Origin of the sequence: Janthinobacterium sp. PLB04 (assembly GCF_021165895.1) — a bacterium.
Classification (GTDB): Bacteria; Pseudomonadota; Gammaproteobacteria; order Burkholderiales; family Burkholderiaceae_D; genus Janthinobacterium; species Janthinobacterium lividum.
On record NZ_CP088968.1, the window covers coordinates 2,994,796 to 3,009,026 of the forward strand.

The 14,231-nt window shown below is 63.7% G+C and carries 12 protein-coding genes and 2 riboswitches; of the genes, 5 read left to right on the top strand and 7 right to left on the bottom strand.

The window, feature by feature from the left end; all coding sequences use genetic code 11:
* The first annotated feature begins 23 nt into the window (after positions 1 to 23).
* Together LSO07_RS13365 and LSO07_RS13370 are read left to right on the top strand one after the other, a co-directional pair.
* Positions 24 to 1,232: an NAD(P)/FAD-dependent oxidoreductase gene (locus tag LSO07_RS13365; protein WP_151094697.1), complete on the top strand. Its 1,209-nt coding sequence runs from the start codon at positions 24 to 26 to the stop codon at positions 1,230 to 1,232.
* Positions 1,233 to 1,291: 59 nt separating this feature from the next.
* A complete protein-coding gene (locus LSO07_RS13370; protein ID WP_070257404.1) occupies positions 1,292 to 1,858 on the top strand; it encodes an RrF2 family transcriptional regulator in 567 nt (188 codons plus the stop codon).
* Positions 1,859 to 1,876: 18 nt separating this feature from the next.
* On the opposite strand, the gene LSO07_RS13375 is transcribed toward LSO07_RS13370, so the two are convergent.
* From LSO07_RS13375 to LSO07_RS13390, 4 genes are all read right to left on the bottom strand, one after another.
* The gene (locus LSO07_RS13375; RefSeq protein WP_151094699.1) at positions 1,877 to 2,218 is read right to left on the bottom strand and encodes a hypothetical protein; all 342 of its coding nucleotides are present in this window, start codon (positions 2,216 to 2,218) and stop codon (positions 1,877 to 1,879) included.
* A 36-nt stretch (positions 2,219 to 2,254) separates the two neighbouring features.
* Positions 2,255 to 4,939 (bottom strand): magnesium-translocating P-type ATPase, encoded by a 2,685-nt coding sequence (gene mgtA / locus LSO07_RS13380; protein WP_151094701.1) that lies wholly within the window; start codon positions 4,937 to 4,939, stop codon positions 2,255 to 2,257.
* A 395-nt stretch (positions 4,940 to 5,334) separates the two neighbouring features.
* The gene (locus tag LSO07_RS13385) at positions 5,335 to 5,949 is read right to left on the bottom strand and encodes a TetR/AcrR family transcriptional regulator (RefSeq protein ID WP_151094703.1); all 615 of its coding nucleotides are present in this window, start codon (positions 5,947 to 5,949) and stop codon (positions 5,335 to 5,337) included.
* A 22-nt stretch (positions 5,950 to 5,971) separates the two neighbouring features.
* Positions 5,972 to 7,189: a Bcr/CflA family efflux MFS transporter gene (locus LSO07_RS13390; protein WP_151094705.1), complete on the bottom strand. Its 1,218-nt coding sequence runs from the start codon at positions 7,187 to 7,189 to the stop codon at positions 5,972 to 5,974.
* Between the two features lie 164 nt (positions 7,190 to 7,353).
* Here LSO07_RS13390 and LSO07_RS13395 point away from each other — a divergent pair, with 164 nt between their 5' ends.
* Positions 7,354 to 7,512 (top strand): hypothetical protein, encoded by a 159-nt coding sequence (locus LSO07_RS13395; RefSeq protein WP_171985004.1) that lies wholly within the window; start codon positions 7,354 to 7,356, stop codon positions 7,510 to 7,512.
* Positions 7,513 to 7,695: 183 nt separating this feature from the next.
* Here the strand turns inward: LSO07_RS13395 and gcvP are convergent, their stop codons facing one another.
* The 3 genes from gcvP to gcvT form a co-directional block, all read right to left on the bottom strand.
* The gene (gene gcvP / locus LSO07_RS13400; RefSeq protein WP_151094707.1) at positions 7,696 to 10,596 is read right to left on the bottom strand and encodes an aminomethyl-transferring glycine dehydrogenase; all 2,901 of its coding nucleotides are present in this window, start codon (positions 10,594 to 10,596) and stop codon (positions 7,696 to 7,698) included.
* A 103-nt stretch (positions 10,597 to 10,699) separates the two neighbouring features.
* Positions 10,700 to 11,080 (bottom strand): glycine cleavage system protein GcvH, encoded by a 381-nt coding sequence (gene gcvH, locus LSO07_RS13405; protein WP_034784168.1) that lies wholly within the window; start codon positions 11,078 to 11,080, stop codon positions 10,700 to 10,702.
* Positions 11,081 to 11,150: 70 nt separating this feature from the next.
* The gene (gene gcvT, locus LSO07_RS13410; protein WP_151094709.1) at positions 11,151 to 12,272 is read right to left on the bottom strand and encodes a glycine cleavage system aminomethyltransferase GcvT; all 1,122 of its coding nucleotides are present in this window, start codon (positions 12,270 to 12,272) and stop codon (positions 11,151 to 11,153) included.
* Positions 12,273 to 12,346: 74 nt separating this feature from the next.
* A riboswitch (glycine riboswitch) is annotated at positions 12,347 to 12,452 on the bottom strand.
* Positions 12,453 to 12,480: 28 nt separating this feature from the next.
* Positions 12,481 to 12,567: riboswitch (glycine riboswitch) on the bottom strand.
* Positions 12,568 to 12,736: 169 nt separating this feature from the next.
* Between gcvT and LSO07_RS13415 the strand changes: the two genes are divergently transcribed.
* Positions 12,737 to 13,309: an ATP-dependent Clp protease proteolytic subunit gene (locus LSO07_RS13415; RefSeq protein ID WP_034784247.1), complete on the top strand. Its 573-nt coding sequence runs from the start codon at positions 12,737 to 12,739 to the stop codon at positions 13,307 to 13,309.
* A gap of 147 nt (positions 13,310 to 13,456) precedes the next feature.
* On the top strand, positions 13,457 to 14,092 hold the full coding sequence (locus LSO07_RS13420) for a phosphatase PAP2 family protein (RefSeq protein ID WP_225317295.1): 636 nt from the start codon (positions 13,457 to 13,459) through the stop codon (positions 14,090 to 14,092).
* Positions 14,093 to 14,231: the final 139 nt, after the last annotated feature.

Genomic DNA, 14,231 nt, shown 5'->3' on the forward strand with positions numbered 1-14,231 from the left:
GTTATCAAATCAAGGAGAAAAACATGACACAGCGCGTATTGATCATTGGTGCCGGCTTTGCCGGATTGTGGAGTGCCCTGGCAGCCGTGCGTCGCCTAAGGCTGGAAAATATTGCCGCAGGCGAGATCGAAGTGGCGCTGGTGGCGCCGGAAGCTATGCTGACGATGCGCCCCCGCCTGTACGAACCGGCGCCCGCCAGCATGGTGGCGCCGTTGCAGCAACTGTTTGACGAGACGGGCGTGCGCTTCATCGCCGGCAAGGTCGATGCCATTCGCAGCGACAGCGACGAAGTCGACATCGTCGCTGCCGACGGCAGCCGTTCGACCCTGGCCTACGACCGCCTGGTGCTGGCGGCCGGTAGCAGCCTGTTCCGTCCGAATATTCCGGGCCTGCAAGAATTTGCCTTCAGCACCGACCAGCGCAGCGAAGCGGTGGCGCTCGATGCGCACCTGCATGCGCTGGCCGCCCGGCCCGCATCGGCCGCGCGCAATACCGTCGTGGTGGCCGGCGGCGGCTTCACGGGCATCGAGCTGGCGGCCGAGCTGCCGGCCCGCCTGCGCGCCATCCTGGGCGAAGATGCCGATATCAAGGTGATCATCGTCGAGCGGGCGCCCGACATCGGCCCCGACCTGGGACCGGGACCGCGCCCCGTGATCGAGCAGGCGCTGGCGGAGCTGGGCGTGGCATGCCGGCTCGGTTCGGCGGTGGCCGCCATCGACGCGGATGGATTGACGACGGCCGATGGCGAGCGCATCGAGGCGTCCACCGTGGTGTGGACGGCGGGCGTGCGGGCCAGTGCGTTGACGGCGCAGGTTCCCGGTGAGAAAGACGCCGCGGGCCGCCTGCGGGTGGCGCATGATTTGCGCGTGCCTGGCGCCGGCAAGGTCTTTGCCACGGGCGACGCCGCCGTTGCCGCCACGGATGACGAAGGCAATCACACGCTGATGAGCTGCCAGCACGCCATGTTTCTTGGCCGCTCCTCGGGCGACAATGCCGTGGCTGACCTGCTGGGACTGGCCACGCGGCCCTATCGCCAACCCTATTATGTGACCTGCCTGGATCTGGGAGCATGGGGTGCGGTCGTGACGCAGGGCTGGGAGCGCAAGGTGTGGCTGACGGGCAGCGACGGCAAGGCCATGAAGGTGGCCATCAATGGGCGTGTGATTTATCCGCCTGCCGATAGTGCCGCGGCGCTGGCCGCCGCCGATCCGGCGTTCGAGCTGTCGCTGTAGCCTTGCGGCTGCAAACGGGGAGTGCTACAGTCCCCGTTTTGCAACGGAGGAATGGCATCATGGCACATTATGGAAGCGGCACCGAGTATGGCTTGCATTGCCTGCTATATCTGGCACAGCCGCTTGCCGAGCCTGCCAGCAGCCGCGACCTGGCGGAGTTGCAGGGTATTTCCGTCTCCTTCCTGGCGAAAATCTTTCCCAAGCTGGAGAAGGCGGGCATCGTGACCGCGTCGGAAGGCATACGCGGCGGTTATCAGCTGGCGCGCCCGCCCGGCGACATCAGCGTGCTCGACGTGGTGGATGCCATCGAAGGCCCGAAACCCCTGTTCGATTGCCAGCAGATCCGCAGCCGCTGCACCCTGTACGAAGGCGAGCCGCCGGGCTGGATGACCAGCGGCGTGTGCGGCATCCATGCCCTCATGCTGCGCGCCGAGAAAAGCATGCGCGCCGAACTGGGCAAGACCACCTTGCTTGACTTGGCGCAAGGTTTTGGCAGTGTCGCGCCGGCCGGCTTTGGCGCGGATGTGCAGGGCTGGTTCAGCGGCCGCGTGCAGGAGCGCAGCGAGGCGCGCATCGCCGCCGTGCGCGGACCGAAGTCGCGCCGCATCAAGGACGATGTGGTTTGACGCTCATTTGACGCTACTTCACGGTTTCAACAGCACGGTATCGACCAGGCTGCCAATCCAGCATGCCACCAGCACGCCCACGGCCACCGTCATGGCGGGGCCGTCATTGGCGGACAGGGCATCGACTTTTTCCACGATCAGCTGCACGTCGAAGGGCAGGGCACCGCTGTCGATCTGTGCCATTATCTGGTCCAAACGTGCCATGATCTGGCGCACGACGAGCACCAGCGCGACCAGGGCTGGCACGAGGAAGAGGCAGCCGCGTGCCTTGCGTTGCAATACGAAATGCCCGCTGCCGGGAAAAACCAGGGCCGACAGCAGCAGGGCGAGATTACGCTTGGAAGGAGGGGAGCCGCTCATGCGTGCCTTGTGTGGGTGGAAGAGCGGCTCATCATACTATTGCCAGCCGAATTTGCGCAGATACACGCGTTTCATGAACGTCGTCAGCACCGTGTAGCAGACGAGGATGCCCAGCAGCCAGGGGAAATAGCCCAACGGCAAGGCTTGCAGCTTGAAGTAGGTCGCCAGCGGACCCATCGGCAGGAACACGCCCACGGCCATGATGGCGGTGGTGGCCACCAGCAGGGGCACGGACGCGATGCTGTCGATGAACGGCAGCTTGGGCGTGCGGATCAGGTGCACGATCAGGGTTTGGGTCAACAGCCCCACGACGAACCAGCCGGACTGGAACAGGGTTTGCTGCTCTGGCGTATTCGCGCCAAACACATGCCACATCAGGATAAACGTGCTGATGTCGAAGATCGAGCTGATGGGGCCGAAAAAGACCATGAAGCGGCCGATGTCGCGCGGATTCCAGCTCAGCGGCTGCTGGATCAGTTCGGCGTCGACATTGTCGAAGGGAATGGCGATCTGCGACACGTCATACAGCAGGTTCTGCACCAGCAAGTGCAGCGGCAGCATCGGTAAAAACGGCAAAAAGGCGCTGGCCACCAGCACGGAAAACACATTGCCGAAGTTCGAGCTGGCCGTCATGCGGATATATTTCAGCATGTTGCTGAAGGTGCGCCGGCCTTCCAGCACGCCTTCTTCGAGCACCATCAGGCTCTTTTCCAGCAGGATGATGTCGGCCGCCTCCTTGGCGATATCGACGGCGGAATCGACGGAAATGCCGATGTCGGCCGCGCGCAGGGCGGGCGCGTCGTTGATGCCGTCGCCCATGAAGCCGACGATATGGCCATTGCCGCGCAGGGCGCGCACGAGCCGCTCCTTGTGCAGCGGGCTGAGCTTGGCAAACACGGTATTGTCTTCCGCTGCCCTGGCCAGGGTGGCGTCGTCCATGTCGTCGAGCTGCGGGCCTTGCAGCACGCCATGCACGGCCAGGCCCACTTCGCGGCAAATCTTCGCCGTCACGAGGTGATTGTCGCCCGTCAAGACTTTCACGGTCACGCCATGTTCCGCCAGCGCGCGCAGGGCCGGCGCCGTCGATTCCTTCGGCGGGTCGAGGAAGGCTACATAGCCGATCAGGGTCAGCGCCGTTTCATCGGCCACGCCGTACACGGTTTTGTGGGGCGGCACTTCCTTGACGGCCACGGCCACCACGCGCAAGCCTTCCGCGTTCAGGCCGTGCGTGGTTTCCAGCACCTTGGCCAGCAGGGCCGCATCGAGGGGAATATTCACGCCGCCCAGGCGCAGATGGCTGCAGGCGGCGAGGATTTCCTCGACGGCGCCCTTGCAGATCAGCTCATGGTGGTCGTTCTTTTCGGAAACGACGACAGACATGCGGCGGCGCACGAAATCAAACGGGATTTCATCGACTTTCACGTAATCGCGGGCCAGCTGCATTTCCGTCTGCAGCTCAACATGATCGAGCACGGCCCGATCGAGCAGGTTTTTGAGGCCCGTCTGGTAGTGGCTGTTCAGGTAAGCGAATTGCAGCACTTCGTCGGAGGGGTGGCCGAACACGTCCGTGTGGCGCTCGAGCACGATCTTGTCCTGCGTCAAGGTGCCCGTCTTGTCCGTGCACAGCACGTCCATGGCGCCGAAGTTCTGGATGGCGTCCAGGCGTTTCACGACGACTTTCTTTTTCGACAGTTTCACGGCGCCCTTGGCCAGGGTGCTGGTGACGATCATGGGCAGCATTTCCGGCGTCAGGCCGACGGCGACCGACAGGGCGAATAAAAACGCTTCCATCCAGTCACCCTTGGTCCAGCCGTTGATGAGGAACACGAGCGGCGCCATCACGAGGGCGAAGCGGATCAGCAGCCAGCTGACGCTGTTGACGCCCGCCTCGAAGGCCGTCGGCGTACGCTCGGTGGCCGTCACGCGCGTGGCGATGGTGCCGAAGTAGGTGCGGTTGCCGGTGGCCAGCACCAGCGCCGTGGCCGCGCCCGAGATCACGTTGGTGCCCATGAACAGCAGGTTGGCCAGTTCCATGGGATCGCGGCCTGCACTGTCGGCCAGCTCGGCCATTTTTTCCACCGGCAAGGATTCACCCGTCATGGCGGCCTGGCTGACGAACAGGTCTTTTGCGGAAAGCAGGCGGCAGTCGGCGGGTATCATGTCGCCGGCCGACAGCACGATGAGGTCGCCCTGCACCAGCTGGCGGATCGGCAGCTCGACCTGCTGGCCGTTGCGCAGCACGGTGGCCGTATTGCTGACCATGGCTTTCAGGCGCTCGGCGGCCCGGTTCGAGCGGCCTTCCTGCACGAAGCGCAGCAGGGTCGACAAGATCACCATGGTGCCGATGACGATGGTGGCCTTCGGGTCTTCCGTCAGGTAGGACACGATGGCCAGCACGGTGAGCAGCAGGTTGAACGGATTCTTGTAGCACAGCCACAGGTGCTGGTACCAGGCCAGCGGTTTTTCATGCTCGACTTCATTGGGGCCCGTTTGCGCGCCGATGACTTGCGCCTCGGCATCGCGCAAGCCTTCGATGCGCGTGTGCAGGCGGTTCAGCGCCGTATCGAGGTCTTCATGGGCGGCAGCCAGCAGCTGGCGCGCCAGGTGGTCGGGCACGGGGCGGGCCGTGCTGTTTTCCAGTGGCATGGCGCGCCGGCGGAAGTGGCCGGCCGTATGGCGCTTGCGCAGGAACGATTCGAATAAGCGGGTGAAGAGATTCATGGCTCTTCCTTTCACGACGAGGTGTTGACGGGCGGCGCAGCCGCAGGCAAGACTTGCGTGCCGCCAAAGCAACATGACGAGGCATGGCGCTGGCGGGCAATCCGGGTCAGTAGCCGGTCGCGATCGGAAAGAGGGGGAGAGGCGCGCAGCCGTACTGGCCGCGCGAGACGCCGCACCTTGCTCAGCAAGGCACGGAGAAAACGGAATTCCGCGTTGCTTGCTGTTTAGCTGCCGAGGCAATCACCGATACAAGATCGGCTACTGTCACTAGAACAAGTACCCACGTGGGACTCCGTAAATGAATAATGAGGGCATCTTATGGATGTGCTGAAAGAGTGTCAACTGAAGAAATCTTAGGTTTCCAAAGTGTAATGTGGGTGTTGCAGGCCGCTTGTTCAGCCATGTTGCGTGGCCATTGCCAGCGAATCGGACAATATCTGCCACAAGGCCGCGTGGCGCTGCTGCAGCGCGGCGCCGCCCGCGTAGATCAGTTCCACGTGCAGGCTGTCGACAATGCCCAGGTAGGCTTGCGCATACAGGTCGACGCGTTGCGGCGCCAAGGCGGGTGCCAGTCGGCCCAGGCTGGCCACGTAGTGCTGCTGCAACTGCGCCAGCAAGGCTTCGTAGCCCGTGCCGACTTCGATGCGCAGGGGCGCGGGCGGCAAATACGCCGTGCGCAGCAAAAAGCGCAAATGGGCCGAGTCCGCATAGCGCTGCGCCATGCGGTCGCAGTACAGGGAGCCGGCCAGAGCACTGCCGGCCGTGGCCACCAGCGCCGCTTCATCGGCAAAGCATGCATCCATGAAGGCTTGCTCTTCGGCCAGGGCGTCGGCAAACACGTCGAGGAACAGGGAATCCTTGCCGGCGAAGTGCGAGTACAGCGAAGCCTTGCGCATGCCCGCCTGCCCGGCGATGTCGCTGAGGGACGAGGCATCGTAGCCGTGCTCCGAAAAGTGCACGACGGCGACGGCACAGATGTTATCGGCCGAAGCCGAGCGTTTTTTCATCATTGGGGTGAGTGTGAGTGAGGCGTCAGTGCGCTCCCAGGCTGTTGGCATGGACCGGATGGACGCGCGCAGTGGCCAGGGTCAGCCATGATACCAGCAGGCCGGCCACGGTCAAGAACAGCAGCCAGGGCAATGGCCCCCATTCGGACAGGCTGGCCGCCAGCGGCGTGGCCAGCGACGACAAGGTCATCTGGATGGCGCCCAGCAGGGCGGCCGTGGAGCCGAGCGCGCGCTGCTGGGAACCCATGGCCATGGCCATCAGCGCCGCTTCCGCGATGCCCAGGCCAAACAGGGCCACGAACATGCCCGGCACGACGGCGGCGATGCCCGCTCCCGCCCAGGCACCGAGCAGTGCCAGTCCCGCGCCGCACAGCATGGCCGCGCTGCCCGTCACGCTCAATCGCGCCACGCCATACTTTTCCACCAGGCGGCCGCTGGCCATCGCACCCAGCAGCACGGCCACGCCCGTGGCGCCGAAGACGAGGCCGAAGCTGCCGGCGGACAGGCCGAAGTCGCGCTGGTACACGAGCGACGCGCCGCCGATATAGGCAAACAGGAAAAAGAAAGTGGCGGACAGGGCCAGCGCGGGCAGCAGGAAGGCGCGATCCAGCGCGATGCGCGCATACGTGCGGTGCATGCCTTGCGGCGAGACGCGGCGGGCGCGGGGCAGCGTTTCCGGCAGGAACAGCGCGCTATTGAGCAGGGTCAAGACACCGAGCGCGGCCAGGGCCAGCATCACGGCGCGCCAGCCGTAATGTGCGTCGAGCAAGCCGCCTACGGCCGGCGCCAGCACGGGCGCCAGGCCCACGATGGTCATCAGGAGGGCAAACAGCTGCGCCGCCTGCACGCCATCGGCCACGTCGCGCACCATGCTCATTACGACGACCAGGGTCAGCGCCGCACCCAGGCCCTGTAGGGTGCGCGCCAGCAGCAGGGTGGTCAATTGATCGGCCTGCGACGCCCATACGGCGGCAAGAATGTAGACGGCGATGCCGGCCAGCAGCGGACGGCGCCGGCCCAGCATGTCGGTCAGCGGGCCGCACAGCAGCTGTCCGCCGCCCAGTGCCAGCAGGAAGACGGTCAGGCTCAGCTGCACATTCGCGTACGAGGTATGCAGCTCGCGCGCCATGGCGGGCATCGAGGCCAGATACATGTCGATGCCGGCCGGACCGAGCACGGCGACCAGGGCCAGGGAAGCCGCCAGCCCGAGACTGGCGGCGGGAAGAGGGGTTTGCTGCTGCATTGCGCTTCCTTTGTATCGTCAAAAAAACGGGGCATGGACGCCGCCGTGTTTTTTATTGTACACTTACTGCCTACCGGTAGGTAGCTTGTTCAATCAATGAAAAGGATGAGAGCGATGAAAAAGGAAAAAATGACGGGCGCGTTGCCGCTGACGGGGGAGACGGCATGACGGAAGTGGGTATTTCGCTCAGCGGCGTCGCTGTCGCACTGCTGTTTGCCGCCTGGAGTTCACACCGCGCCCGCTGCGAACGGCGCGATGTCGTGCTGTTGACGATGCTGGGCACGGCCCTGGGATTGCCGGGCGCGGCCTTGCTGGCGCTGTAACGTTGTCACGTTGTAGGTCGGATTAGCGGAGCGTAATCCGACATCGCCACAAGCGCCAACCATGTGTCGGATTACGCGCTTGCGCGCTAATCCGACCTACGTGGATGTGCAGGCATAAAAAAGGCAGGCCGCGTGGCCTGCCTTCTTGTCGTCGATACGCCCGCGGAAGCGGGCGCCCGGCGCTTACTCTTCTTCGTACGAGCTGATAGGTGCGCAGCCGCAGAACAGGTTGCGGTCGCCGTACACGTTGTCGGCGCGGCCGACCGGTGGCCAGTATTTGCGCTGGCGCAGGGATGCGACGGGGTAGGCAGCGATTTCGCGGCTGTACTTGCGTTCCCAGTTGTCCGACATCAGCACCTGTGCCGTGTGCGGCGCGTTTTTCAGCGGGTTGTCGTCGTGGTCGAATTCACCGCTGGCGACCTTGGCGATTTCCGCGCGGATGGCGATCATGGCGTCGATGAAGCGGTCGATTTCCACTTTCGATTCGCTTTCCGTCGGCTCGATCATCAGGGTGCCCGGCACGGGGAAGCTCATGGTCGGCGCATGGAAACCGAAGTCCATCAAACGCTTGGCCACGTCTTCGTTGCTGATGCCGGTGGCGTCCGTGATCGGGCGCAGGTCCAGGATGCACTCGTGCGCGACCAGGCCATCGTGGCCCGAGTACAGCACGGGGTAGTGCGGCGCCAGGCGGCGCGCGATGTAGTTCGCCGCCAGGATCGCCGTCTCGGTCGCTGCCGTCAAGCCTTCCGCGCCCATCATGGCGATGTACATCCACGAAATCGGCAGGATGCTGGCCGAGCCGAATGGCGCGGCGCTGACGGCGCCGATGCCGGCCACATCGCGCTGGTAGCCGGAGGAACGCTGGTTCGGCAGGAATTTCGCCAGGTGGGCGCCGACGCCGATCGGGCCGACGCCTGGTCCGCCGCCGCCGTGCGGGATGCAGAAGGTCTTGTGCAGGTTCAGGTGCGACACGTCGCCGCCGAACGAGCCGGGAGCGGCCACGCCGACCAGCGCATTCATGTTGGCGCCGTCGATGTAGACCTGGCCGCCGTGCGAGTGGATGATCTCGCACAGTTCCTGGATGCCTTCTTCAAACACGCCGTGGGTGGATGGGTAGGTGACCATTACGCAGGCCAGGTTGGCGCTGTGCTTTTCCGCTTTCGCTTTCAGGTCGGCCAGGTCCACGTTGCCGTTGGCGTCGCAGCTGGTGACGACCACCTGCATGCCGACCATGTTGGCCGATGCCGGGTTGGTGCCGTGCGCCGACGACGGGATCAGGCAGATGTTGCGGTGGCCTTCGCCGCGCGATTCGTGGTAGGCCTTGATCACCAGCAGACCTGCGTATTCACCCTGCGAGCCGGCGTTCGGCTGCAGCGAGACGGCCGCGTAGCCTGTCAGCGCGCACAGCATCTCTTCCAGTTGCGAGATCATTTCGCGGTAGCCGACCGTTTGCGCATCGGGAGCGAACGGGTGGATGTTGGAGAACTCGGGCCAGGTGACGGGAATCATTTCCGACGTGGCGTTCAGCTTCATGGTGCACGAGCCGAGCGGGATCATGGTGCGGTCCAGCGCCAGGTCCTTGTCGGCCAGGCTGCGCAGGTAGCGCAGCATTTCGTGTTCCGAGTGGTAGCTGTTGAAGACGGGGTGGGTCAGGTAGGCGCTCTCGCGCGCCAGCTGTGCCGGCAGGGCGCTGGTGACGCCAGCTTCCACGCTGTCCAGGTCAGGCGCGGCAGGCGCGTTGGCCAGACCGTGCGCGAACACTTTCCACAGCAGCGCGATATCGTCGCGCGTGGTGGTTTCATCGAGCGACACGCCGACATGGGTATTGTCGATCTTGCGCAGATTAACGCCGTGGTGCATGGCCGTCGCGTGCAGTTGCGCCGCATCGTCGACATTGATGGTCAGGGTGTCGAAGTAGCTCGCGTTGACGACGCCATAGCCGAGTGTCTTCAGGTTGGCGGCCAACACGCCCGTGTAGCGGTGCACGCGCTGGGCGATCTGCAGCAGGCCGGCAGGACCGTGGTAGACGGCGTACATCGAGGCCATCACGGCCAGCAGTACTTGCGCCGTGCAGATGTTCGAGGTCGCTTTTTCGCGGCGGATATGCTGTTCGCGCGTTTGCAGGGCCAGGCGATACGCCTTGTTGCCTTGCGCATCGACGGTCACGCCGACCAGGCGGCCCGACATATTGCGCTTGAATTCATCGCGCGTGGACAGATAGCCTGCGTGCGGGCCGCCGAAACCGAGCGGCACGCCGAAGCGCTGGCTGTTGCCGACGACGACGTCGGCGCCCCATTCGCCCGGCGGCGTCAGCATGGTCAGGGCCAGCAGGTCGGCCGCGACGATGACCATGGCGCCATTCGCGTGCAGTTTTTCCACGCCGGCGCGGTAGTCGCGCACGACGCCATTGACGCCCGGGTATTGCAGCAGCACGCCGAAGCAGGCGTCCAGCGACTCGATTTCAGCCGGGTCGAAGGTACGCACTTCGATGCCGATCGGCTGGGCGCGCGTCTGCACCACTTCCAGCGTTTGCGGCAGCACGTCATTGGCGACGTACAGCACGTTCGACTTCGACTTGCCCACGCGCTGGATCAGGGTCATCGCCTCGGCGGCGGCCGTGCCTTCGTCCAGCATCGAGGCGTTCGAGATACCCATGCCGGTCAGATCCGTGATCACTTGCTGGAAGTTCAAAATCGCTTCCAGGCGGCCTTGCGAAATCTCTGGCTGGTAAGGCGTGTACGCCGTGTACCAGGCCGGGTTTTCAAAGATGTTGCGCAACACGACGCCAGGGGTGAACGTGTTGTAGTAGCCCTGGCCGATCAGGGATTTCAATACCTGGTTCTTGCCGGCGATGGCTTTCAGGCGCGACAGGGCTTCCTGTTCCGGCATCGGCTGCGAGTACGCGCCCAGGGGCAGGGCGCCCTTGTTGCGGATGTTGGCCGGTACCAGGGCGTCGATCAGCGCGGCGCGCGATGGATAGCCGAGGGTTGCCAGCATGGCTTGCTGTTCGGTGGCAGAAGGGCCGATGTGGCGGGCGATGAAGGCATCGCGTGCTTCGAGTTGGGTCAGGCTGGTGCGGGTCATGATATAGAGGCCAAAAAAGACTGAAAAACCGGGATGCGGCGCGCGGGCGCAGCGCAGAAAAAATGCAAACGGGCCGCGATTGCGGCCCGTGAGTCAAACGCGATTACGCGCCGGTGGTGGCGCCATAGGCGGCAGCGTCGAGCAAGCCGTCCAGGGCCGACACGTCGGCTGGCTTGATCTTGAACAGCCAGTTGGCGTAGGCGTCGGCGTTGATCGACTCAGGCGAGTTGACCACGTCGTCGTTGACAGCCACGACTTCGCCGGCGATCGGCGCGTAGATGTCGCTCGCTGCCTTGACCGATTCCACCACGGCGGCGTCGTCGCCGGCGCCGTAGGTATTGCCCACGGTTGGCAGTTCAACGAAGACGATGTCGCCCAGGGCGTCCTGCGCGTACTCGGTGATGCCGACGGTGATCGTGCCGTCGCCTTCAAGGCGTACCCATTCGTGGGAAGCGGTGTACTTCAGTTCTGCAGGAATGTTCATGTGTGGCTCCAGATGGTAAGTGTTCGTTATTGATTATGGTTGTACGGTCTTGCGGGCGGCTCTAATACGCTTACGCAGCCAGGATTTTACCGTTACGCACGAAAGGCAGCTTGACAACAGAAGCGGCCAGCTGCTTGCCGCGGATTTCCACGTGCACGGTGTCTCCCACGTTCACGCCGTTCGGCACGCGCGCCAGGGCAATCGCTTCCTGCATCGTCGGGCTGAAGGTGCCGCTGGTGATTTCGCCCGTGGCTTCGCTGCCGGCGATGATGACTTTCTGGTGGGCGCGCAGCACGCCGCCTTTTTCGCGCAGGATCAGGCCCACGAATTGCGCGTTCTGGCCTTTGGCCAGCAGGGCGGCCTTGCCGATGAAGTCGCGCTCGCTGACCAGGTCGATGGTCCACGCCAGGCCCGCGTCGAGCGGGTTGACGGTTTCATCCATGTCCTGGCCGTACAGATTCATGCCCGCTTCCAGGCGCAGGGTGTCGCGCGCGCCCAGGCCTGCCGGCTTGACGCCGGCCGCTGCCAGGGCATTCCACAGCGCTTCCACCTGGGTGGCGGCCACGCCGATTTCAAAGCCGTCTTCGCCCGTGTAACCGGTGCGCGCCAGCATGACTTCGCCGAAAGCCGTGTCCTTGACGATGACGACGTTGAATGGTTTGATGGCTTCGGAGGCCGCTTGCGTTTCCGGCAGCACTTGCCACACCTTGGCGCGGGCGTTCGGGCCTTGCACGGCGACCAGCGCCATGGCGTCATTACCGTCGCGGCGCTGGGTGATCGTCAGGCCGCTGTTGGTGTTGGTATTTTGCTGCTGCATCCAGGCCACGTCTTTTTCCGCCGTGCCCGCGTTGCCGACCAGGCGGAACCAGTTTTCATTGAAGAAGTAGACGATCAAGTCATCGATGACGGTACCTCCGGCATTAAGCATGCACGAGTACAGCGCCTTGCCCGACACTTGCAGCTTGTCAACGTTGTTGGCCAGCAAGCCGCGCAGGAAAGCGCGCACGTTCGGACCTTCGATATCGACCACGCACATATGGGACACGTCGAACATGCCGGCGTCGCCGCGCACGGCATTGTGTTCTTCGATTTGCGAGCCGTAGTTGACGGGCATGTCCCAGCCGCCGAAATCGACCATGCGGGCGCCGAGGGCACGGTGGGCGTTATTGAGTGGGGTCGCTTTGAGCGTCATGGATTCCTCGGGACGAAGGTAAAAGGGGAGTTAACAAAACATAGAATAGCCAAACACGGCTTTCCAGCGTGATCACTGACCCCCCTGTCCTTTGTACCTGAGAGATTACGGGGGCTTGCCCCGTGCGCCCCTTCGGTGGGCCGCCGGCAATAGCCGCGGCCGCTCTCCAGAGTTGAGCTGAAACGTGTCGCCAAAGCAACAGCTTCAGTCCGCCTGATCGGTCCTTTTGCCTGAGAGTTTTTGGGTAGTGCCCCTTCGGCGGCAACGCTGGTTTGCCCTCTCCCGATCAAGTGGGAGGAATATATGCCAGCAGGGTGTTTCTGTCAATCTGAAAAGACGTTGCCAAATTGCAGCAAAAGCCCCGGTTTGCGGGGCTGGCAGGGGGCTGGAGACGCCGCAAAAGGGCGCCCGGCCACGCGGGAATGCGCTATGATGAAATTCTGGCTTTCTTGCGGGTGCCTGCCATGAACACTACACAAAGCGAGACGCAAAACAACACCGAGCAGCACGGTTACTTTACCCTCTCGGGCGACGTCAACAGTGACATGGTGCGGCGCGTCTTCAACGCCGTGGCCGACATCACGGAAGACAAGCTCACCACCGCGCACATTTTGATCCAGTCCAACGGCGGCTATGTCAGCGACGGCATCTGTCTGTACAACTTTCTCAGCAAGTTGCCGCTCGACATCATTACCTACAATGCGGGCGCCGTGGCGTCCATCGCCGTCACCCTGTTCCTGGCGGGGCGGCACCGCCACGCCAGCGACACGGCCCGCTTCATGGTGCACAAGTCGCATGCGACAGCCTCGCCCGGATCGCGCCCCGACGCGCTCAGCATCATCGTCGAGGGCTTGCGCGCCGACGACATGCGCACCGAGCGCATCCTGCGCGGCCACGTCAGCCTGACGGAAGAGCAGTGGCAGGTGCACGCGTATTCCGACCTGCACCTGACGGCTGACCAGGCGCTGGAAGTGGGCATGATCGAATCGATTCGCGACTTTGCGCCGCCCAAGGGCAAGCGCTTGACGAATATCTGACGCCTGCCTTGCAATGCCCGGCGGATGGTTTTGGCGTGGAAATTTTGTAATCGAATGTAATTCTTCGCTGCAGCACAGCAAAAGCCGCGCGGAACAGCACTGAGTCGTGGCATAGTGCAAGCTGATCATGAAATAAGTGCAGGCACGATGACTTGGTGGAATGGAATTTCTTTTGCGGCCGATATGGCCGTGATGGGGCCGGCTGGCGTGGCGATCGCCCTCTGGTTGCTCGTTTCGCGCCAGTGGCGCCTGGTACTGAGCTGGAGCCTGTGGTACGGCGGCGGCCTGGCCCTCGTGGTGCTGTCGAAGCTGGCCTTCATGAGCTGGGGCGTGGGCAGCAGCGCGCTCGATTTTACGGGTTTCAGCGGCCACGCCATGCGCGCCGGCGCCGTGTTTCCCGTGCTGATGTATGTGCTGCTGCAGCGGGCCGCACCGCGCTGGCGCCATGCCGGCGTGCTCGTCGGCGTGGCGTTTGCCGTGCTGGTGGCTATTTCCCGCGTGGTCGTCCATGCGCACAGCGTGTCGGAAGCCGTCAGCGGCTGCGTGCTGGGTCTGGCGCTGGCGCTGGGCTTCATGTGGAATGCCCGCGGCGCCGTCAATTTCGCCGTCAGCCATGCGCTGGCCCTGGCCAGCCTGGTGCTGATGGTGGTGCTCAGCTTCAAGGCCGAACCCATGCCGACCGAGCAATGGCTGCAAAAACTGGCCCTGGTGCTGTCCGGCCATGAGCGTGTTTTTTCCCGCGAAGACTGGAAACTGGCACAGGATGGCCGCCCAGCCCCATGATGCGGGGCACGCTGGCGCCTGGCGCCACGGTTTTTTGGCCAGAAAAGCATCAGGAAATGGTATGATGAACCACTTTTTTTGCGGTGCATGGCCAGACAGCCGCCGCGATGGTGCATCTGAAGTGAATATGAACCGGGTT

Excerpts from the sequence above, each read along its gene's own strand:
- LSO07_RS13365 (WP_151094697.1), top strand. The coding sequence starts at position 24 with ATGACACAGCGCGTATTGATCATTGGTGCCGGCTTTGCCGGATTGTGG.
- LSO07_RS13370 (WP_070257404.1), top strand. The coding sequence starts at position 1,292 with ATGGCACATTATGGAAGCGGCACCGAGTATGGCTTGCATTGCCTGCTA.
- LSO07_RS13375 (WP_151094699.1), bottom strand. The coding sequence starts at position 2,218 with ATGAGCGGCTCCCCTCCTTCCAAGCGTAATCTCGCCCTGCTGCTGTCG.
- mgtA (WP_151094701.1), bottom strand. The coding sequence starts at position 4,939 with ATGAATCTCTTCACCCGCTTATTCGAATCGTTCCTGCGCAAGCGCCAT.
- LSO07_RS13385 (WP_151094703.1), bottom strand. The coding sequence starts at position 5,949 with ATGATGAAAAAACGCTCGGCTTCGGCCGATAACATCTGTGCCGTCGCC.
- LSO07_RS13390 (WP_151094705.1), bottom strand. The coding sequence starts at position 7,189 with ATGCAGCAGCAAACCCCTCTTCCCGCCGCCAGTCTCGGGCTGGCGGCT.
- LSO07_RS13395 (WP_171985004.1), top strand. The coding sequence starts at position 7,354 with ATGACGGAAGTGGGTATTTCGCTCAGCGGCGTCGCTGTCGCACTGCTG.
- gcvP (WP_151094707.1), bottom strand. The coding sequence starts at position 10,596 with ATGACCCGCACCAGCCTGACCCAACTCGAAGCACGCGATGCCTTCATC.
- gcvH (WP_034784168.1), bottom strand. The coding sequence starts at position 11,080 with ATGAACATTCCTGCAGAACTGAAGTACACCGCTTCCCACGAATGGGTA.
- gcvT (WP_151094709.1), bottom strand. The coding sequence starts at position 12,272 with ATGACGCTCAAAGCGACCCCACTCAATAACGCCCACCGTGCCCTCGGC.
- LSO07_RS13415 (WP_034784247.1), top strand. The coding sequence starts at position 12,737 with ATGAACACTACACAAAGCGAGACGCAAAACAACACCGAGCAGCACGGT.
- LSO07_RS13420 (WP_225317295.1), top strand. The coding sequence starts at position 13,457 with ATGACTTGGTGGAATGGAATTTCTTTTGCGGCCGATATGGCCGTGATG.